This is a genomic window from Kribbella sp. VKM Ac-2566 (genome assembly GCF_004366005.1).
In the GTDB taxonomy this organism is placed as follows: Bacteria; Actinomycetota; Actinomycetes; order Propionibacteriales; family Kribbellaceae; genus Kribbella; species Kribbella pratensis.
The window spans coordinates 212658-232651 of sequence record NZ_SODT01000009.1; the positions used below are offsets into that span (position 1 = coordinate 212658).

At 68.6% G+C, this 19994-nt stretch carries 19 protein-coding genes and 1 tRNA gene; 4 read left to right on the forward strand and 16 right to left on the reverse strand.

Annotated elements, in window-relative coordinates; genetic code table 11:
* Window positions 1-69: 69 nt before the first annotated feature.
* On the reverse strand, window positions 70-945 hold the full coding sequence (locus tag EV647_RS12600; RefSeq protein WP_134002352.1) for an NAD(+)/NADH kinase: 876 nt from the start codon (window positions 943-945) through the stop codon (window positions 70-72).
* A complete protein-coding gene (locus EV647_RS12605; RefSeq protein ID WP_134002354.1) occupies window positions 942-1934 on the reverse strand; it encodes an SPFH domain-containing protein in 993 nt (330 codons plus the stop codon). Before EV647_RS12605 ends, EV647_RS12600 begins: the two co-directional genes overlap by 4 nt.
* Before the next feature lie 78 nt (window positions 1935-2012).
* Between EV647_RS12605 and EV647_RS12610 the strand changes: the two genes are divergently transcribed.
* Entirely contained in the window at window positions 2013-2696 is a 684-nt protein-coding gene (locus tag EV647_RS12610; RefSeq protein ID WP_134002356.1) for an NUDIX domain-containing protein, read from the forward strand.
* A gap of 51 nt (window positions 2697-2747) precedes the next feature.
* Window positions 2748-3263: a hypothetical protein gene (locus EV647_RS12615; protein WP_134002358.1), complete on the forward strand. Its 516-nt coding sequence runs from the start codon at window positions 2748-2750 to the stop codon at window positions 3261-3263.
* Between the two features lie 114 nt (window positions 3264-3377).
* Here EV647_RS12615 and EV647_RS12620 read toward each other — a convergent pair whose 3' ends face one another.
* A complete protein-coding gene (locus EV647_RS12620; protein WP_134002360.1) occupies window positions 3378-4271 on the reverse strand; it encodes a carbohydrate kinase family protein in 894 nt (297 codons plus the stop codon).
* 88 nt (window positions 4272-4359) lie between these two features.
* Between EV647_RS12620 and EV647_RS12625 the strand changes: the two genes are divergently transcribed.
* Window positions 4360-5625, forward strand: coding sequence for a lipase (locus EV647_RS12625; protein ID WP_134002362.1), 1266 nt, complete (start codon window positions 4360-4362; stop codon window positions 5623-5625).
* Here EV647_RS12625 and EV647_RS12630 read toward each other — a convergent pair.
* From EV647_RS12630 to EV647_RS12670, 9 genes are all read right to left on the reverse strand, one after another.
* Window positions 5615-6244 carry a CoA transferase subunit B gene (locus EV647_RS12630; protein WP_133786556.1) on the reverse strand — a complete coding sequence of 210 codons (630 nt, stop codon included), beginning with the start codon at window positions 6242-6244 and terminating at the stop codon, window positions 5615-5617. The two genes, EV647_RS12625 and EV647_RS12630, sit on opposite strands and share 11 nt — an antisense overlap.
* A 1-nt stretch (window position 6245) precedes the next feature.
* Entirely contained in the window at window positions 6246-7034 is a 789-nt protein-coding gene (locus EV647_RS12635) for a CoA transferase subunit A (RefSeq protein ID WP_134002364.1), read from the reverse strand.
* Between the two features lie 111 nt (window positions 7035-7145).
* Complete coding sequence (locus EV647_RS12640; RefSeq protein ID WP_166679939.1) at window positions 7146-8078, reverse strand: tetratricopeptide repeat protein; 933 nt, start codon at window positions 8076-8078, stop codon at window positions 7146-7148.
* A 43-nt stretch (window positions 8079-8121) separates the two neighbouring features.
* Window positions 8122-8820 (reverse strand): carbohydrate-binding family 9-like protein, encoded by a 699-nt coding sequence (locus EV647_RS12645; protein ID WP_134002368.1) that lies wholly within the window; start codon window positions 8818-8820, stop codon window positions 8122-8124.
* Entirely contained in the window at window positions 8813-9298 is a 486-nt protein-coding gene (locus tag EV647_RS12650) for a hypothetical protein (RefSeq protein ID WP_134002370.1), read from the reverse strand. Before EV647_RS12650 ends, EV647_RS12645 begins: the two co-directional genes overlap by 8 nt.
* Before the next feature lie 9 nt (window positions 9299-9307).
* Window positions 9308-9937 (reverse strand): lipoyl(octanoyl) transferase LipB, encoded by a 630-nt coding sequence (lipB, locus tag EV647_RS12655; RefSeq protein WP_134002373.1) that lies wholly within the window; start codon window positions 9935-9937, stop codon window positions 9308-9310.
* A 4-nt stretch (window positions 9938-9941) separates the two neighbouring features.
* The gene (locus tag EV647_RS12660; protein ID WP_134002375.1) at window positions 9942-11297 is read right to left on the reverse strand and encodes a J domain-containing protein; all 1356 of its coding nucleotides are present in this window, start codon (window positions 11295-11297) and stop codon (window positions 9942-9944) included.
* Window positions 11298-11364: 67 nt separating this feature from the next.
* Window positions 11365-11441: transfer RNA gene (locus tag EV647_RS12665), tRNA-Pro, on the reverse strand.
* A 24-nt stretch (window positions 11442-11465) separates the two neighbouring features.
* On the reverse strand, window positions 11466-12404 hold the full coding sequence (locus EV647_RS12670; RefSeq protein ID WP_370343360.1) for a metallophosphoesterase: 939 nt from the start codon (window positions 12402-12404) through the stop codon (window positions 11466-11468).
* Window positions 12405-12436: 32 nt separating this feature from the next.
* Between EV647_RS12670 and EV647_RS12675 the strand changes: the two genes are divergently transcribed.
* On the forward strand, window positions 12437-12904 hold the full coding sequence (locus tag EV647_RS12675; RefSeq protein ID WP_134002379.1) for a GatB/YqeY domain-containing protein: 468 nt from the start codon (window positions 12437-12439) through the stop codon (window positions 12902-12904).
* Between the two features lie 4 nt (window positions 12905-12908).
* Here the strand turns inward: EV647_RS12675 and EV647_RS12680 are convergent, their stop codons facing one another.
* From EV647_RS12680 to EV647_RS12695, 4 genes are all read right to left on the reverse strand, one after another.
* Window positions 12909-15311 carry a penicillin-binding protein gene (locus tag EV647_RS12680; protein ID WP_134002381.1) on the reverse strand — a complete coding sequence of 801 codons (2403 nt, stop codon included), beginning with the start codon at window positions 15309-15311 and terminating at the stop codon, window positions 12909-12911.
* A 133-nt stretch (window positions 15312-15444) separates the two neighbouring features.
* Entirely contained in the window at window positions 15445-17796 is a 2352-nt protein-coding gene (lon, locus tag EV647_RS12685) for an endopeptidase La (protein WP_134002383.1), read from the reverse strand.
* 95 nt (window positions 17797-17891) lie between these two features.
* Window positions 17892-19010 (reverse strand): ArsA family ATPase, encoded by a 1119-nt coding sequence (locus tag EV647_RS12690; RefSeq protein ID WP_134002385.1) that lies wholly within the window; start codon window positions 19008-19010, stop codon window positions 17892-17894.
* Window positions 19007-19957, reverse strand: coding sequence for an ArsA-related P-loop ATPase (locus tag EV647_RS12695; protein ID WP_134002388.1), 951 nt, complete (start codon window positions 19955-19957; stop codon window positions 19007-19009). The genes EV647_RS12690 and EV647_RS12695 overlap by 4 nt, the downstream gene beginning before the upstream one ends.
* Window positions 19958-19994 lie beyond the last annotated feature (37 nt).

Genomic DNA, 19994 nt, shown 5'->3' on the forward strand with positions numbered 1-19994 from the left:
GGCCGGCTGATGTGGCTGCGGCGTCGGCGGATTCGCGCGGCGGCTGTACTCCATGTGGCACGCCACGGTTCAGAGCACCAGGTGCAACTTGACCGGGGCTACGCCGATCTCGATTCGTTGACCCCAGCTGATGCTCAGGGTGTCGGACTCCATTCCGTCGCCGAACACGACCAGGTCAGACTCGGCTGTGATCGTCAGCGAATCCGGCGCCTTGAGCAGCCCTTCGGTGTTGTCGGTGCCGGTCGCCGGTGACGGCCAGGCCTCGCGGACGAACCAGCACAGCAACGGATCGGTCGGCGTTGGCAGCGCCAACGGACTGCGCCGTTCCTGCCACGCCGATCGGCACCAGCCGGTCGAGCCGGTCCCGGTGCCGATCAGGATCCCGGACGACGACTGCCGCTCCGGCGATCCGTCGGGAGAGCTCAGCCGATAGCGCGCGGACTGGTGCGTCCGGTGGCCGACGTACACCTCGTTCAACGCGACCAGTTGCTGCCCGTCGTCGGTGCGCGCAGCAACCATCGTCCGCTCGGCGACCCGGCGTTCGGCCAGGAGATCGGCGATCGCGGCGGGCTCGTGTGGCACGAGTACGCCGGGGTTGCGGGACGGCTCGGGGTTGATGCCGATCACCGGCTGGCCGTCCAGGTACTTCGCCACGTTCGCGACCAGACCGTCCTGGCCGACCGCGATCACCACATCCTCCGGGCCGAACCCGAACCGGTCCAGGTCGTTGCGCTCGGCAACCGCGCGGCGCCAGTCCAGCGGGATCGCCGCCGAGACCGTGGCGAGCGCGTCCTGCTGGGCCTGGTGCCGGGCGTCGAGTTCCGCCAGATCCCGCCCGCGGCCGGCCAGGAAGAACCCGGCCTGCTGCCGCGTCCCGTGCCGAGCGATCAGCTCGGTGAGTTCGGTCGCCCGATGCACGATCACCGCCCGTGGAGGAAGCGTCATCGTTGCTCGGCCAGCCTCGTGAGGAGCGGCGTGATCAGGTCCGGTGTCACGTTGAGCGTGCCGATCTCCGGTAGTGCGCCCTGCTTGATCGCGAGCGCGAGGATGGTCGCCTGGTCGAGTTCGGCGTACGCCTCCAGCAAGGCCTTCTCGGCAGCAGCCTCCGCCGCGCCGATCACCCGCTTGGCGTCCGCCTCCGCCTCGGCCAGCGCGCGCTGGCGACTTGCCGCGGCCTGCGTCTCGATCTGACCGGCCGCCGCGGCCTCGGTCGCACGCATGCGCTCGTTCTGGCCGCGCTGGTTGACCAGTTGCTCTTCGCGCCGGGCGAGCTCGATCTGGTTCTGCAGCTCGTTCTCGGCGATCGACCGCTCCCGCTCGACAGCCATTGCCCGGCGTTCGTACGTCGCCTTGTCCGCGGCCTGCTGCACCATCTCGCGCGTCGGTGTCTGCAGCGCCTTCTCCACATCCCGCTCCGCACGTACTGCGACCACGCGCACGTCCTCGACGCCGATGCCCAGCCCGGTCAGCCGCTGGTCCTCCCGCAGGCCGGTGCCGACCGCCTGGCGGAGCGCGGTCATGCCCTCGGACAGCGCCTCGGTGAGCGTCATCCGCGCCAGCAGGTCGAGCGCGGTCTGTTGTGCCAGCTCGGTCAGCAGCCCGCCGAGCTGCTCGAGCGGGGTCGACCGCCAGAGCCCGGTGTCCGGGTCGATGCCGAAGTCCAGCCGGCTCGCTGCGAGCGCCGGGTCAGTGACCCGGTAGGTGACGGTGGCCTGCACCACGACGTCCTGGAAGTCCTGCGTGCGGCCGTGGAACAGCAGCGGCTGCTCGCGGTCGTCGACCGGGATCTCGCTCAGCGACGAGTTCAGGGCCCGGAACCAGAAGGCTTGGCCGGCGCCGTCGTGCGCGACCTTGCCGTTGCGCAGGTGCCGCACGTGGGTGGTCGGGTTGGCCCGCAGGTGGCTGATGAAGCGGAACCGGGTGATGTCTGCCATCTCTTCGTTCTCCTTGTCGTCATTATGACGATAAGGGGTGGAGTGACTTCTCGTCAAGGTGACGATTAGAGTGTGGCCATGGACTTCGAGCCACTCGGCCTGGCCACCGACCTGGTCATCCTGACCGTCCGCGACGGCCGCCTCCAGGTGTTGCTGATCCGCCGCGGCATCCCGCCGTACCAGGGCCGGTGGGCGCTGCCCGGAGGGTTCGTGCGGCCGGACGAGGACCTGGAGACGACTGCACGCCGCGAGTTGGCGGAGGAGACCGGGCTGTCCGCGGAGCGGATCCACCTCGAACAGGTCGCGACGTACGGCGCTCCTGATCGCGACCCGCGCGGCCGGGTGGTCAGCGTCGCGTACCTGGCCTTGGTGCCGGATCTGCCCGCTCCCGTCGCGGGCTCCGACGCCGCGTCGGCGAGCTGGGTCGACGCCACCGACGTGCTGGACGACTCCGGCCGGCTGGCGTTCGACCACCACCGCATCCTGACCGACGGCGTGGAACGCGCCCGCGCCAAACTCGAGTACTCACCCCTGGCCACCGCGTTCTGCCCCCCGGAGTTCACGATCTCCGAACTGCGGGGCGTCTACGAAGCAGTCTGGGGCCTCCCCCTGGACCCCCGAAACTTCCACCGCAAGGTCACCAAAACCCCCGACTTCGTAGAACCCGCCGGCGGTACGACGACCCGCGACGGCGGCCGCCCCGCCCAACTCTTCCACCGCGGCACAGCCACAACCCTCCACCCACCCATGACCCGCGGTTGACCTGTTGACGGTGACTTTGTGCTGTAGAGACACGCACTTAGAGTTCTCTGCATGCCCGCGCACGTGTTCGTCGACGAGAGCAAGACCAAGGGTCTGCTCATGGCGGCGACGATGTGCCCCGCGGTGGATGTGAACGCATACCGCCGCACGATGGCCAGTCTTCTGATGCCTCGCGAGCGGCGGATCCACTTCACCAAAGAGTCCCCGCCGCGGCGGCGGAAGATCCTCGGAGTCATCGCGGAGTTCGGGCTCGATGCACGGCTGTACCAGGCCGACAAGAACGATGTCGCCGCTCGCCGAGCCTGCCTGGCGGCGATGGTCCGTGACATCGCGGGATCGGCCGAGCGGCTGGTGATCGAGCGTGACGAATCCACTGCGACGTTGGACAAGCAGGTGTTGTTCCGCGCTGCGCGGCGCTACGACTGCGCTGAGAGTCTGCAGTACGAGCTGCTTGCGGCCCACGCGGATCCGTTGTTGTGGATACCCGACGCGGTGGCTTGGTCGTGGGTCAAAGGTGGTGAGTGGCGCGATCTCGTCGCGCCGTACTCGACCGTGATCCGGGTCTAGACGCGCGAAACCCGGCTCGCCAACCGTCCGGATGACTGCCGGGTTCACTTCCCGAGGGCTACTGCCCTGAGCTACGCACCACTATACAGGCCGTCACGTCTCGGCACGAAGGCTTCACGCGAGCTCGCGGGTGCGGAGGGCTAGGTCTTCGGCGGTTATGAGGTTGGTGTGGGTGCCGGGGGAGGTGCAGGCCCAGCCGGCGGCTACGGTGCCGGCGGTGGCGGCGGCTTGCCAGGAGGCTCCGTCGAGGTAGCGGGCCAGGAAGGCGGCTACGTAGGCGTCGCCGGCGCCGTTGGTGTCGACCACGGGGCGGTCGGGGAAGGTGATGGCGGGGAAGTGGTGGACCGGTTCGCCGCGGACGTGGAGGTAGCTGCCGTCTGCGCCGGCCATGGCGACCACGACGTCGGCGCGGCCGTTGGCGAGGATCCAGTCGACGCCGTCGGGTGGCAGGGCGGCGGCGGAGACGAACACGATGTCGGACGCGGTGGCGAAGTCCTTGTGGTGGTCGTTGCGGCCGTCCCAGTCGTGCAGGTCGGTGGAGATCGAGCGGTCGGCGGCGATCGCGTCCCCGAGAGCGTCGCGGGCGAAGTCCATGATCGAGACGTGGACGTGCTGGGCGTGCCGGATCACCGGGCGCCACAGGTTCGGGTCGACGCGGAGACCGCGCGGGTGGCGGCCGTCGTACATCGAGAGCCGGCGACCGTCCGGGGCGACCAGGTTGACCGATCGGCGGGTGCCGCTCGGGTGCAGGACGACGCGCAACGGGATGCCGAGTTCGTCGTACGCACGGCGGATCCGCGCACCCTCGGGATCGTCGCCGATCACGTCCACCAGCCCGGTGTTCAGCCCGAGCAGGTGACAGCCGAGCGCGACGCCGTGACCGGTGTGTGCCAGGTACGACTCGATCGGTTCGACCGGAACCGTGTCCACATCCGCCAACGGCAGGCCGGGCACCCGCACGATCGTGTCGATGCCTACTCCGCCGATCACCAGCACATCCAACTCCACCCGTCCCGTCATACCCGACTTTCGCCAGGGATCACAGGTGTCTTTCGCAAGCTGAACGGATAGTTGGTCTCCGGGCACAGTCGGAGCCATGCTGAACCGACGAATTCTGCTCACCTCCGCCGCCCTCGCCCCGCTCGCCACCTTCGCCGCCTCGCAACCAGCGGGGGCGAGCGCTCCCGGAGTAGCTGTCCCCACGCGGGGCGCCGCGTTCGCGACCGTCGGCGGCCGTGCGGTGCCCGTTCCGATTCGGCTTCCGCGGCCGACCGGTCCCCATCCGGTCGGCACCACCGAGCTTCATCTGGTCGATGCCGGCCGTGACGACCCGTTCGTTCCAGGTCGCCCACGCGAGCTGATGATCAGCATCTGGTATCCGGCGACCCGGCTGACCGCGCCGGCGCCGTACCTCCCGCCGTTGACCGCCGAGGTGTTCGGCGAAGGCGCCGCGATTGCGCTGCAGCAACCCGTCGGGACGATCGACTGGGTCGGCGCCAAGAGTCACGCCGGACTGCTCGCCCCGGTCTGCCCCGGGAAGCGGCCGGTCGTGCTGTTCTCGCCGGGGTTCGGCGTTCCGCGCGGACTCGCGTCGATCAGCGTCACGGAGCTCGCCAGCCGCGGGTACGTCGTGGTGACCGTGGACCACACGTACGAGGTCTCAGCCGTCGAGTTCCCCGGCAACCGGATCGAAGTACAGACCCTGCCGCCCGTGCCGTACGCGATGCTCGCCCGCACGACCCGCTTCGCCGACCTGCGCTTCGTCCTCGACAGCCTCACCCGCCTCGCCCGCGGCGAGAACCCGGACGCCGACCGACGCCGCCTCCCCAAGGGTCTCGGCGACCTCCTCGACCTCGACCGGATCGGGGCGTACGGCCACTCCGCCGGCGGCCTCAGCTCGATCGACCTGCTGGTCGCCGACCCGCGGATCCGCGCCGCCATCGACCTCGACGGCGAGCTCGGCTACGGGTACGACGACCCGGCCGACGCACCGACCGTCGCGAAGGGCACGAACCGCCCGTTCCTCCTGATGGGCTCGGGCGCGGTCGGCCCGGGCCCGCACGACCACCGTACGGACCCGTCCTGGGGCCTGTTCTGGGACCATTCGTCCGGCTGGAAGCGCGACCTGAACGTCCCGAACGGCCGCCACTACAGCTTCGTCGACTACCAGGCGCTGATCCCGTGGTTCCAGCGGTTCTTCACTGTCCCGGAGGAGCTCATCGCGAACACCATCGGTACGGCGAACGCCGACCAGGTACTGCGCGCCATGCGCACCTACATCCCGGCGTTCTTCGACCAGCATCTCCGGCACCGCCCGTACGACTGGACCCGTGCGCTGCCGGAGACGAGGTTCATTGCTTGATCGGGGCGCCGGTCTTCTCCTGGAGTTCGTCGAAGGTGACGCCCTCGGCGAGCTCCACCAGCTGCAGACCGTCGTCCGTCACGTCCAGGACGGCGAGATCCGTGATGATCCGGTTGACCACGCCGCGGCCCGTGTACGGCAGGTCGCACTCCTCGAGGATCTTGTGCGAGCCGTCCTTGGCGACGTGCTCCATCAGCACGATCACCTTCTTCGCGCCGTGCACCAGGTCCATCGCGCCGCCCATCCCCTTGACCATCTTGCCGGGGATCATCCAGTTCGACAGGTCGCCCTTGGCCGACACCTGCATGGCGCCGAGGATGGCCGCGTCGATCGCCCCGCCGCGGATCATCCCGAAGGACAACGACGAGTCGAAGAACGATGCCCCGGGCATCGTCGTGACGGTCTCCTTGCCGGCGTTGATGAGGTCCGGGTCCTCGTCACCCTCGACCGGATACGGCCCGACGCCGAGGATGCCGTTCTCGGACTGCAGTACGACGGTGACGCCGTCCGGGATGTAGTTCGGGACCAGAGTCGGCAGGCCGATGCCCAGGTTCACGTACGAGCCGTCCTCGAGCTCGGCGGCGGCCCGGGCGGCCATCTGCTCACGGGTGAGTGGCATCTCAGGCCTCCAGCTTCTCGCGCTGAGCCTCGTAGGACTCCCGCGGTTGCACGGTGCGCTTCTCGATCCGCTTCTCGATGTCCTTGCCGACCGCAACGACGCGCTGGACGTAGACACCGGGTAGGTGGATCGAGTCGGGGTCCAGCTCACCAGGCTGGACCAGTTCCTCGACCTGCGCGATGGTCACCCGGCCGGCCATCGCGGCCAGCGGGTTGAAGTTCCGCGCGCTGCGGTCGAAGACCAGGTTCCCGTGGGTGTCGCCCTTGAGTGCGTGCACCAGCCCGAAGTCGGTGGTGATCGATTCCTCCAGCACGTACGTCGTACCGTTGATCTCCCGCGTCTCCTTGGGCTCCGACGCCTTCGCGACCGAACCGTCCGCGTTGTACTTCTGCGGCAGCCCACCCTCGGCGACCTGCGTCCCGACGCCGGCCAGGGTGAAGAACGCGGCGATCCCGCAGCCGCCGGCCCGGAGCTTCTCGGCCAGCGTGCCCTGCGGGGTCAGCTCGACCTCCAGTTCCCCGGACAGGAACTGCCGGGCGAACTCCTTGTTCTCCCCGACGTACGACGACGTCATCTTGGCGATCCGCTTGTCGGCGAGCAGGATGCCGAGTCCCCAGTCGTCGACGCCGCAGTTGTTCGACACGACGCTGAGCCCGGAGACCCCCTTGTCGTGCAGAGCGCTGATGAGCTGCATCGGATTGCCGCACAACCCGAAGCCGCCGACGGCCAGGCTTGCGCCGTCCCCGATGTCCGCCACCGCTTCCTGCGGCGACCCGTACGTCTTGTCCATCAGCTGCTCCGTTGCAGTGGCCGGTGTGTCTTCTGCCGATTCGCTCCGACTCTAACCAGCCGACCCGTGTCCCGCGATGTGAGTGGTACCACTCAGGTATGTGGTCAGGTGCTACGCGGAGGCTTCGGACGCATTCAGTGCCGCCAGTTCGTGCAGTGCCTCGTAGTGCGCGTCGTCCAGCTCAGGGATGGTGAGTACGGCGGACAGGTGCGCGCGGGCGGCCTGGAGATTGCCGAAGCCGCGCGCCGTACGCGCCAAACCGACCCGTGCCGCCGCAACGGTCTCCGGTTGATCAGCGTGCTCTCCGATCGACAGGGCCCGGCTGTAGTCTGCGTGCGCGTCCTCCAGCTTCCCCTGCCGTCGGTAGAGCTCGGCACGCTCGCACAGCAGCAGTGCGGTCTCGTCTGCGAGGCACAGCTGCTCGGCGAGCTCCAGCGCCTCGGTGGTGACGTCCAGCGGCTCGTCTACGACCTGCCGGAGCGCGCTGAGGGCAAGGAACATGCCCCACCGGTCCTCCAGCATCCGGAAGCGGCCCAGCGCCGTACGTAGGCTCTGTGCCGCGTCACCCGGTGCGGCTGTCGTCAGACCGGGGTAGCCACGGCACAGCTCCACAGCTGCCCGTGTCCACGCGTCACCGGCCTCGTTGCGCTCCAGCACGTCCTCGACCACAGCAGCCGGTTCGAACGGCCCGAACACGAGTGACCACAGCAGCACCGTCACGGAGTACCGGAACGGGCCGGTGGTCGTCAGCACGATCTGCTGGGCCAGCTCCACCTGCTCCTGCTCAGCCGAGGCCGCGCCATGGATGACGGCCAGCAGATACTCCTCGTCGAGCCCGACCGGGACGGTCCGGCCGAGCATGCTGAGCACCCGCTCGGCCGCGGCCGCAGCCTCGTCCTGGAGCCCGTTCGACCACCAGTACGCCGAATAGCGCGCAACCAGCCGTAAGGCGGTCCGCAGGTCGCTCTCACACGCGCGCTCGATCGCGCTGACGACCTGGTCCGCCTCCAGACTGTGTGGTTCGCCGGAGCCCCCCAAGTTCACGTGCTTCATTGTCGCTCGCCCGTGTTAACGCCGTGTCACGGGGTCAGAAACGGAGAACGCCCCAGGTGGCGGGCCGGTGCATGTCCGCGATGCCCTGCGGTGACCAGACCCAGAACTCGCAGTCGTCGCCCTTCACGTACGCGCCGTCGACGACCTCGTGCGGCCACTCGCAGCGCATCAGGTTCATCCGCCACTCGTCACCCGGGTTCGGCGGCGTCGCCCGCCCCTCGTTGTACGGTGCCAGCTCGGCCCACGGTACGGCGATCTCCGCCGACCACCCGATGTCCGTGTCGGACGGGTCGTTGAGCGTGCCGTCGACGTGGACCGCGGTCCGCAGACCGGGCAGGTTCGTCGGGTCGATCGGCACGCCGCCGTCGACGTACGGCTTCGGCAGCGTGAGCTCCCAGATCGTCCCGAGTGGGTTGATCTCGAACTCGTAGTAGTTCTGCCCGTCGCCGTCCGGGTCGAGGAACAGCTCGAAGTTGTTCTCGTGGAACAGCTTGCTGTTGTGCTCGGTCATCGTCGACCAGACGTGCGGCTCCTCGAGCAGGCCGCCGACGTACAAGTACTGGTCGTCGTACATCAGCTTCGCCCGGGTCAGGAACCGCGGCGTGGGGCCGTCGTGGATCGGGACGAAGGCGGTCGTCCACGGCGCGGCGTCCCAGGCCGGGTCGGTCAGGGTGCCGTCGAGGTTCGGCGTGGTGGCGGTCCGCGGGCACTCGTAGACGGGCAGGTCAGGCATCGGCACGCTCCAGCAGTCGGGCGAGAAGGTTGGCGAGGAGGAAGGTGACGGCGGTCAGCACCGGTACGACGGCGAGGATCCACCGCGAGTCGAGATGGCCGGTCAGGAACGCCACCACCAGCGCGACCATGAACGCGACGCCGAGGAACGGGATCAGCTTCGGGTGCGGCATCGCCAGCCGGCTGAGCGCCGTACCGCCGAGCACCATCGTGACGACCACGATCAAGATCAGCAGCGGCAGCCCGAGGGCGCCGCAGTTCGTGGTGTCCCGGAACCGCTCGCAGCCGCGCTCACTCAGCCACACCAGCGCGATGGTCGCGAACCCGCACAGCAGCCCGACGACGGCCAGAATCAGCCCCGGCGGCAGCGGCGGCGCGTCGTACCGCCCCGGGCGCTCCTCCTCCGCCTCGTCGTCGGCGGCCTCCAGCACGGCCTCCAGATCGTCCGGCATCCGGTCGCCGTCGTCCTCCTGACTCATTGCGGCAGGCTATCGGGCTCCCAGGCTGTTCGCGATGGCATCGCGCACCTCGGCGTCGGTGGGCGCGGCGAGGCCCTGCTCCGCGGCCAGTTCGGCGAGCGAGACCATCGTGACGTCGTGCAGCCCGCAGCTGGTGAACGTGTGAAACACGGTCATGTCCGGGTCTACGTTCACCGAGAACCCGTGACTGGTCACACCGCGCCGGATCCGCATGCCGATCGAGCACAGCTTCCGGCCGTCCTCGGTCCAGACACCGACGAGGCTGCTGGCGCCCTTCGGCGTGTCCCGGCGTACGAGCGGGAAACCGAGCGACCCGAGAGCCTCGATCAGGCCGTTCTCGACCCAGCGCACGATGTCGACCGGGCCGCGCTGGTGCAGGTCGATCACCAGGTAGCCGACCAGCTGGCCGGGGCCGTGGTACGTCGCGAAGCCGCCGCGGTCGACCTGCACCGTCGGGATCGCGGCCGCCTCCGCGGGCAGGTCGTCGAGGACGGTCCTTGGTCCGTAGGTGATCACCGGCGGATGACTCAGCAGGAACAGACGGTCCTCGGCCTTGCCTGCGACGCGCTCCTCGACCCAACCACGCATGTCCTTCGCGGCGACGTCGTACTCCACCTCGCCGAGATCAACCCGCTCCATGCGTTCAGATTAGGCCGTACGGTGCGCGGCGCAGGACGTCGTACAGGAGCCGGCGGTCGAGAACGTTCCCATCTGGCTCCAACCAGTTGAGGAGTTCGCGGTCGGCGGACCGTGCGGACAGGCACGTCACGGCGGCCTCGGAGCCGGAGTCCGTCATGATCCTGCCCTGGCCCTCCACGGTCGGGTGGACGATCAGGAAGCCGCGTACCTGAGCCGTCCGCAGCCGTCCGCTCCAGGCAGCAACGGCGGCCTCCAGCGCGGGCACCGGGCTGTCGATCGGCTGGCCGTTGAAGACGAGGGACCCGTAGGCGTCGAGGGAGTACGCGCCGGGCGATCCCACCAGCGACACGATCAGCGCGACGCGGTGCCCGTTGAGCAGCATGTGATCGACGGCGACGGCACCGAGTTGCGCACCGTGCACCAGCTTCGCCGCGGGCAGTGCGCCGACCACAGGGTCGAGGAGGCTGGCCGTACGCCGCTGCAGCAGCACGTCGTACGCCGAGATCGGTGCGGCGAGCGCATCGTCGACGAGCGGCTCGCCGGGACGGCCCCACAGGTTGAACTCGTACGCCGCGGTCCGGTCGATCGCGAGATCCAGCGCGTGCGCTTTCGACCAGCGACCGGTGAGGATCCGAACCACCACCAGACCCGCGACGACCGCGCCGAGCAGAATCCGGCCGACCGTGGACGCGCCGCTCGCCGCGAACGGATTGAACGTCAGGATCAGCGCCAGCAGGAAGAAGGCCGCGGTGAGGACGCCGAGCGTCTTGAACAGGCCGCCGAGCGGCACTCGCCTGCTCCAGTGCGGTGGCATCGCCACCACGATCATCGCGGCGGTGCCGACGCCGAAGACAACGTCCCAGAAGCCGTGGTAGTCGATGCTGACAAGGATCCAGATGACGAGCGCGCAGAAGACGGTCAGCGCGACGAGGGCAGGAGCCCGCCAGCGGCCGAAGGGCGGACCGACGAGGATGGGCCCTGCATCCACCGGTTGGACCCGCTCACCGGTCGTCCTGGGCTGCTCCGGCTGCTCGCTCGACGAGCTCGACGTGCTGGACCAGGGCTGGTCGGTCGACCAGGTCCAGGTGGGCTCAGGTTCGGGCTGTGGATCAGGGTGGGGCTGCGGATCCGGCTCGCGGGTGGTCGTCGTCGACTGGCCGGCGAGCAGGCGGTCGTAGGAGGCGCGCTTGGCCGGGTCCGAGAGCGTGTTCCAGGCTTCCTGCACGAGGCGGAAGAGCGCCGCGTTGCCGCCCTGGTCCGGATGGACCTGGCGAACGAGCTTCCGGTACGCGGTCTTGATCTCGGCGGCGCTGGCCGTGCGCTCGACATTCAGCACTTCGTAGTGATCGGCCCCGCTCACCCCAGCACCTCCGCGACACGACAGAACGCACTGAGGGCCAGTCACCGCAGTGACTGACCCTCAATGGTGGTCGGGCTGACAGGATTTGAACCTGCGACCTCTTCGTCCCGAACGAAGCGCGCTACCAAGCTGCGCCACAGCCCGAAGTCGCGAGTAGCTTACATGGGCTCAGCGTCCGGACGAAATCGGGTTATTGCGTGGGACGAGGGTGAGCAAGGTCGCCTCGGGGCGGCAGGCGAAACGGACCGGCGCGTACGGCGACGTACCGAGCCCTGCCGACACGTGCAACGCCGCCTGACGGCCGCCGTACCCCCAGGTCGACAGGCCCTTCACGCGCGACGTGTCGAGGTCGCAGTTCGTCACCAGCGCGCCGTACAACGGGACTGCCAGCTGACCGCCGTGCGTGTGACCGGCGAGGACCAGCGGATAACCGTCGCCGACGAAGCCGTTCAGGACCCGCTGGTACGGCGCGTGCGTGACGCCGATCGACAGGTCCGCCGTCGGGTCGATCTCGCCCGCGACCTCGTCGTACCGGTCGCGCCTGATGTGCGGGTCGTCGGTGCCGGCGAAGTCCAGGCGCAGGCCGTTCACCTTCAGCGTGGCCTTGGCGTTGTTCAGGTCCGTCCAGCCGGCGCCGCTGAACGCACGGCGCATCTCCTCGTACGGCAGGTCGGGCCCGTGCGGCTTGTGGCGCTGCTTGTTCGCGGGCAGCAGGTACTTGCCCGGGTTCTTGAAGTGCGGCTTCCAGTAGTCGTTGGAGCCGAACACGAACACGCCAGGAAGATCGAGCAGATCGCCGTACGCACGGAGCAGCGGAGGAACCGAGTGCTCGCTCGCGAGGTTGTCGCCGGTGTTGACGATCAGGTCGGGCTCGAGCGCGGCCAGGTCGTTGACCCAGCGGATCTTCTTCTCCTGTGTGGGCATCAGGTGCAGGTCGGACAGGTGCAGCACCCGCAGCGGCGCGGTCCCCTCCGGCAGCACGGGCACCGTCACTCTGCGCAGCGTGAACCAGCGCACCTCGATACCGGCCGCGTACGCGACACAGGCGGCGCCCACGGCACCGACCACGGCGGTGGTCTTCAGGGTGGTGGTGGCGATCCCGCGCAAGCTCATCTCACCAGCCTGCCACAATCTCAGGTATGTCCAACTCCGGAATGAAGCAGCGCCTGCACGACGACATGACCGCCGCCCTCAAGGCGCGCGACGAGATCCGCAAGTCGACGCTGCGGATGGCGCTCACGGCAATCACCAAGGCGGAGGTGGCCGGTAAAGAGGCCCGCGAGCTCACCGACGCCGAGATCGTCGACGTACTCAGCTCCGAGGCCAAGAAGCGCCGCGAGTCCGTCATCGCCTACCGCGACGCCGGCCGCGCCGAGCTCGCCGAGAAGGAGCAGGCCGAGGCGGACATCCTGGCCGACTACCTCCCCGAGCAGCTCACCGAGGACGAGATCAAGGCCCTGGTCACCGAGACCATCGCCGCCACCGGCGCCGCCGAACTCGGCCCCCGCGGCATCGGCAAGGTCATGGGCGCCCTCCAACCCAAGGTCAAAGGCAAAGCCGACGGCTCGATCGTCTCCGCCGAAGTCAAACGCCAACTCGGCGCCTGACCGATCAGCCGTGGCCGCGGCCGCCGCAGTTGGGGTATTTCGGGTTCCAGGGTGGGCAGTTCGGGTTGATTGTGGTCGGCGACCCGGGTGGTTGCACGGTCTGTGTGGTTGTCGGCTTCCCGGGCTTGACCTGTTTGCTGCCGTTGGAGACGTAGATCGTCACCAGCGAGCCGGCGGGGGCGCCGTCGCGCTGCCTCGGGTCCGTGTAGGCGACCGTGCCGGCGGTCTCCTCGGAGTTGACGGTGCCGGAGGCGATGGCGACCTCGAAGCCGGCCTGGCGAAGCTTGTTCGCGGCGTCCTCGGGGTTCATACCGTTGACGAACGGCAGGCTCTTCACGTCACCGCGCTGCGTCTTGTCGGTAGGCGCAACGAAGCGCGTGGTCGGGTATCCCTGCAGGGCCGCCTTCATCGCGGCCTCCCAGATTGGGCCGGCCGTACCGGAACCTGACGGGTCGTTGATGCGCTTGCCATTCAGTGTCTGGTTCTGCAGCTTGGTGTATGGCACCGATGCGTCGGCCACCGTTGCTGCCGCGGCGAGCTTGGTCGAGTAGCCGGCGTACCAGACAGCCTTGGCGTCGTTGATGGTTCCGGTCTTGCCGGCCAGGTCGCTCTTGCCGAACTTCAGCTTGCCGCCGGTGCCGTTCGGCTCCATGACCTGATGCAGGACCGCGTTGACGCCGTCCGCGACCTCAGGCGCCAGCACCTGCTTGCAGTTCGCGCCGGGGACGCTGACTGACTTGTTGGCCGAGTCCTTGACCGATGTGATCAGCCACGGCGTGCAGTACATGCCCCGTGCGGCGAAGGCGGCGTACGCGTTCGACAGCTGCAACGGAGTGACGTAGTCGACGCCGAGGGTCATCGACGCGACCTGCTCGAGTGGCTTGAGGTTCTGCGCGTTGTACATCCCCAGGGAGCCGGCGAGCTTGGCGATCGGGCACAGGCCGACCCGCAGCGACAGTTGCAGGAAGTAAGTGTTCGTGGACTTCTGCGCGGCCTCGATCATGGTTGGGTCCGCGACATTGGTCGTCGAGTTCTTCGGCGAGTAACCGTCCGGGATCTTGCGAGGTCCGTCGCAGGTGCTGTACTTCATGCCGCCCATGTCCAGCGGGCTCGGCGAGTTGATCTTGTAGTTGAGCGGGATGCCCTTCTGGATCGCGGCCGCGATCGTGAATGCCTTCATCGTCGAGCCGTTCTGGAAACCGCCGTACCCGCCCGGATACGTCTTCGGGGCGTTGTAGTTGTACGCCGTCTGGCCGCGCTTGCTGCCGTACCCGCGGCTCTGCGCCATCGCCTTCACCAGACCCGTGCCCGGCTCGACGATCGTGATCGCCGCGATCGCCTGGTCGGTCGGCTTGGAGTGGGTGTCGATCGACCGCTGGGCGTCGGCCTGGATCTTCGGGTCGAGCGAGGTGCGGATCGTCAGGCCGGCGGTTTTGATGTAGTTCGCACGCTCGGTCTTCGTCTTGCCGAAGGCCGGGTTGTCCTCGAGCTCGGCGACGACGTACTCGCAGTAGAACGGGTATGGGCCGTTGCCGCAGCCGAGTTTGTTCGGGCGGACCTTGTTGGGGTCGATGACCGGGGTCTTCAGGGCCGAGTTGGCCTGGGCCACCGAGATGACGTGCAGTTCGAGCATCCGGCGGATGACCACGTCGCGGCGGTCCTTGGCGCGCTTGGCGTTGTTGGTCGGGTCGTAGCCGGTCGGGTTCTTGACCAGGCCGGCCAGCATCGCGGCCTGCGGGAGCGTCAGCTGGGAGGCGTTCACCGAGAAGTAGTGCTGGGCGGCGGCCTGGATGCCCCACGCGCCGTCGCCGAAGTTGGCGAGGTTGAGGTACTTCTCCAGGATCTCGTTCTTCGAGTACTGCTTCTCGACCGCGACCGCGTACCGCAGCTCGGCGACCTTGCGCTGGTACGTGTCGGCGGTCGCCGCGGCCACCTCGGCCGGCGTCTTCGCCTTCTCGACCAGGCTGATCTTCACGTACTGCTGGGTGATGCTCGAGCCACCCTGCTGCACCGAGCCCGAGGACTGGTTCTGCAGCAGCGCGCGCAGCGTGCCCTTCGCGTCCAGCGCGCCGTGCTCGTAGAAGCGGTCGTCCTCGATCGCGACGATCGCCTTCTGCATGATCGGCGCGACGTCCTTGAGCTTCACCGGAACCCGGTTCTGCTCGGCGAGCGTGGCGATCACCGTACCGTCGGCGGCCAGGATGGTGCTCTTCTGCTTGAGCGGCACCTCGTCGAACTGCTGCGGCAGGTCCTGCAGCGTGTCGGAAGTCTTCTCCGTGGTGAATCCGGCGAGGCCGGCGAACGGGATGGCGAGACCGGCGGCCAAGGCCCCCGACAGCACGCTCACCCCTAGGAACAGAACCACAGATTGGACGACGCCTCGGTCGCCCTTTTCCCTGACGCGCATGGTTGTTAAGACTACGGGACCGCAGATAAGGGTTACCGCTCCGCGTGTGAGTTCGGTCACCCTCGCTGGACAAAGTTCATCCAAAAGGAGGAGGGCCCGAGCAATTGCTCGGGCCCTCCTTCGGTACGCCCGGTCAGGCGGCGAACTGGTGTGCGCCGACCTCGGCCGGCTCCAGCGCCAGATCCAGCACCTCACGGACGTCGCTCACCGGGTGCACGGTCAGCTCCGCGAGCACGGACGCCGGCACGTCTTCCAGGTCCGGCTCGTTCCGTTTGGGGATCAGGATCGTGGTCAGCCCGGCCCGGTGCGCGGCGAGCAGCTTCTGCTTCACCCCACCGATCGGGAGCACCCGTCCGGTCAGCGACACCTCACCGGTCATCGCGACCTCCGAGCGGACCGGCCGCCCGGACAGCAGCGACGCCAGCGCCGTTGTCATCGTCACACCCGCCGACGGTCCGTCCTTCGGGACGGCACCGGCCGGCACGTGGATGTGCGCGTTCCGCTCGGCCAGGTCACCGACGGGCAGCCCCAGCTCCGCGCCGTGCGAGCGCAGGTACGACAGGGCGATCTGCGCCGACTCCTTCATCACGTCACCCAACTGCCCGGTCAACGTGACTCCGGTCGGGCCGGTCTCCTTGTCGGCCAGCGACGCCTCGACGAAGAGCACGTCACCACCCGCACCGGTTACTGCCAGTCCGGTCGCCACACCCGGAAGCGCCGTACGCTCGGCCGACTCCGGCGTGAACTTCGGCGAACCCAGGTACCCCTTCAGCCCACCGCCGTCGATCGTGAGGTTCCCAACGTCCTCGCCCAGAGCGAGCTTCGCCGTCACCTTCCGCAGGACCCGCGAGATCGACCGCTCGAGCTGCCGTACGCCGGCCTCCCGGGTGTACTCACCCGCGAGCACCCGGAGCGCCGACTCCTCGATGGTCACTTCGTCCGCCGTCAGGCCCGCCCGCTCCAGCTGACGCGGGAGCAGGTGGTCACGGGCGATGATGACCTTCTCGTCCTCGGTGTACCCGTCCAGCTGCACCAGTTCCATCCGGTCCAGCAACGGCGCCGGGATGGAGTCCAGCACGTTCGCCGTGGCCAGGAACACCACGTCGGACAGGTCCAGCTCGACCTCCAGGTAGTGGTCCCGGAAGGTGTGGTTCTGCGCCGGGTCGAGGACCTCGAGCAGCGCGGCCGTCGGGTCGCCCCGGTAGTCCGCACCGACCTTGTCGATCTCGTCCAGCAGTACGACGGGGTTCATCGAACCCGCCTCGGTGATGGCCCGGACGATCCGGCCCGGCAGCGCGCCGACGTACGTCCGCCGGTGGCCACGGATCTCGGCCTCGTCCCGCACGCCACCCAGGGCGACCCGGACGAACTTCCGGCCCATCGCACGCGCCACGGACTCACCCAGCGAGGTCTTGCCCACACCAGGAGGCCCGACCAGCGCCAGTACGGCGCCACTGCGGCGACCGCCCACGACACCGAGACCACGGTCCGCACGACGACGCCGTACGGCGAGGTACTCCGTGATGCGCTGCTTCACGTCGTCCAGGCCGGCGTGGTCCGCGTCCAGCACGGCCCGCGCCTCACGGATGTCGTAGCTGTCCTCGGTCCGCTCGTTCCAGGGCAGCTCGAGAACGGTGTCCAGCCAGGTCCGGATCCAGCCGACCTCGGGAGACTGCTCGGAGGTCCGCTCCAGCTTGTCGACCTCGGCCAGCGCGGCCTTCTGCACGTGCTCCGGCAGGTCGGCCGCCTCGACGCGGGCCCGGTAGTCCTCTTCCTCGGACTCGGCCTTGCCGTCGAGCTCGGCCAGCTCCTTGCGGATCGCGGCCATCTGCTGGCGCAGCAGGAACTCCCGCTGCTGCTTCTCCATGCCTTCCTGGACGTCCTTCTGGATCGTCTCGGAGACCTCGAGCTCGGCGAGGTGGTCCTTCACCCAGCCGATCAGCTTCTCCAGCCGCTCGGAGACGTTCGCGTTCTCCACCAGCCAGGACTTCTGCTCGTTGTTCAGGTACGACGCGTAGCCGGCCAGGTCGGACAGCTCCGCCGGGTCGTCGACCTGCTTGATCGAATCGATCACCTGGTACGCGCCGCGCCGCTGCAGCACCGAGGTGGTCAGGGTCTTGTACTCGCGGGCCAGCTCGACGGAGCGGTCGTCGGTGATCTCGTGCATCACCGTCGCGCCCACCCAGAGCGCCGCACCCGGGCCGGTGGTCCCGGCGCCGATGCGGACCCGCTGGGTCCCGCGGATCACGGCCGCCTGGGCACCGCCCGGCAGCCGGCCGATCTGCTCGATCTCACCGAGCGTCCCGGCCTTGGCGTATTTTCCGTCCAGCCGCGGGACCAGGAGCACCTGGTCCTGACCGGCGGCCTGCGCGGCATCGATCGCCGCCCGGGCCTCGCTGTCGGCGAGTCGGACCGGCACGACCATTCCCGGCAGGACCACGACGTCGTCCAGCGGCAGTACAGGAAGATTCAACGTATCGGTCACGCTGTCACACCCTTTTCCAAGTTGAGTCTGATGGGCTCAACCACAGGTGTAAGCAAGTAATTCCCGGCGCTTCCCGACGTTCGCTGACGGTGAAATCAGGCAGTCAGCAGGTCGCCGATCTGGCGTAGACCGGTCAGGTCGTGCACGTCGTCGGCCAGTGCGGGCACCTCGACGATCCGGATCGCGCGGTGACCTCGCCGGAAGCGTTCGGCCCGCTTGTGGTCGCCTACGACCTGCTGCATCTTGTCCGCGTGCAACCGCAGTACGGCGGCCGTCAGCGGCGACTTGTCCGCTTCCTCCAGCTTCTCTGCTGCGGCGAGTGACCGCTCCGCCGACAGTTCCGGCGCCTCCGTGTTCGTCACACGGTTCAGCACGACGCCCGCCAGCGGCATTCCCTCGGCCCGCAGCCGCTCCGCGAAGTACGACGCCTCCCGCAGCGCATCGTTCTGCGGCGAAGCCACGACGAGGAACGCGGTGTGCGACTCCCGGAGCAGCGCGACCGTCTGCTCGGCGCGCTGCCGGAACCCGCCGAACAACGTGTCGAACGCCGCCACGAACGTCTGTACGTCGGTCAGCACCTGAGCGCCGAGCACTTTGTTCAGCACCGACATGGCCATGTTCACCCCGGCCGACATCAGCTTGAACGGGCCACGCGCCGGCGCCAGCAGCAGCCTGAGGAAGCGGCCCTCGAGCAGCGACGCCAACCGCTCGGGCGCGTCCAGGAAGTCCAGCGCCGACCGCGACGGGGGAGTGTCCACGACGATCAGGTCCCACTCGCCGGTCCGCTCGGCCTGCTTGTGCAGCTGCCCGAGCTTCTCCATCGCCATGTACTCCTGCGTGCCGGCGAACGACGAGGAAAGCGCTTGATAGAAGGGATTCGCGAGAATCTGCTCGGCCTTCTCCGGCGTCGCATGCTGCAGAACGACGTCGTCGAACGTCCGCTTCATGTCGAGCATCATGGCGTCCAGCCGGCCGCCGTTCTTCGCGTTCACCTCCGCCACCGCACGCGGGGTGTTGTCGAGCTCGGTCAGCCCCAGCGACTGCGCCAGCCGCCGGGCGGGGTCGATCGTGAGGACGACGACCTTCCGGCCGCGCTCCGCCGCGCGCAGACCGAGCGCGGCCGCGGTCGTGGTCTTCCCGACTCCGCCGGAACCGCAGGTGACGATGATCCGCGTTTCGGCGTCGTCGATGAGCGCGTCCAGATCCAGATTCATGCCCGGAACTCCTCGGCCAGGTCGATCAGGGTGCCTTGGTCGATCCCGTCCGGCTGCAGCGTCAGCTCCGTCACCTGTTTGCCCAGGGCATCGATCCGGTCGCGGTTCTCGCGTTCGAGCCCGACCCGGATCGCGTGGTCGTGCGCCTCGCTCGCGAGCGTCTGCACGAGGTCGTCGCCGATCGTGAGACCGGCTGCCTTCAGGCCTCTGGTCAACTCGGCAGCAGGCAGTTTCTCCTTCACCGCAAGGGCAAGCGCGTCGTCGTCGAGCGGGCTGTTGCGGACCATGTTCACCACGATCGACCCGATCCGCAGGTCCAGTGCCTCGAGTTGCCCGACCGCGTCGAGGGTCTCCTGGACCGGCATCTCCTCGAGCAGCGTGACCAGGTGGATCCGGGTGATGTCCGAGCGCAGCATGCCCATGATCGCGTCCGCCTGGTTGCGGATCGGTCCGACCTTGGCGAGTCCGGCGACCTCGGTGTTGACGTTCAGGAACGGCGCGATCCGCCCGGTCGGCGGGGCGTCCACCACCACGGCGTCGTACGCGAGCTTCCCGTGCACCTTGCGGCGGGTGGCCTCGTACACCTTCCCGGTGAGCAGTACGTCGCGGAGCCCGGGGGCGATCGTGGTGACGAAGTCGATCGCGCCGACCTTCTCGAGCGCCTTCCCCGCGCGGCCGAGGTGGTAGTACATGTCGAGGTACTCCAGGAGCGCGGCCTCGGCGTCCACGGCCAGCGCGAACACCTCACCCCCGGCGGGGCCGTGCGCGATCCGGCGTTCGACGTACGGCAAGGGTGGTACGTCGAAGAGCTGGGCGAGACCCTGACGGCCCTCGACCTCGACCAGCAGGATCCGTTTGCCCTGCTCGGCCAGCGCGAGCGCCATCGCGGCCGCGACGGTGGTCTTCCCGGTGCCGCCCTTGCCGGTCACCACGTGCAGTCGCGCCATAGGTCCCAGGGTAGGACGTGTCCCGCGACACACCGTT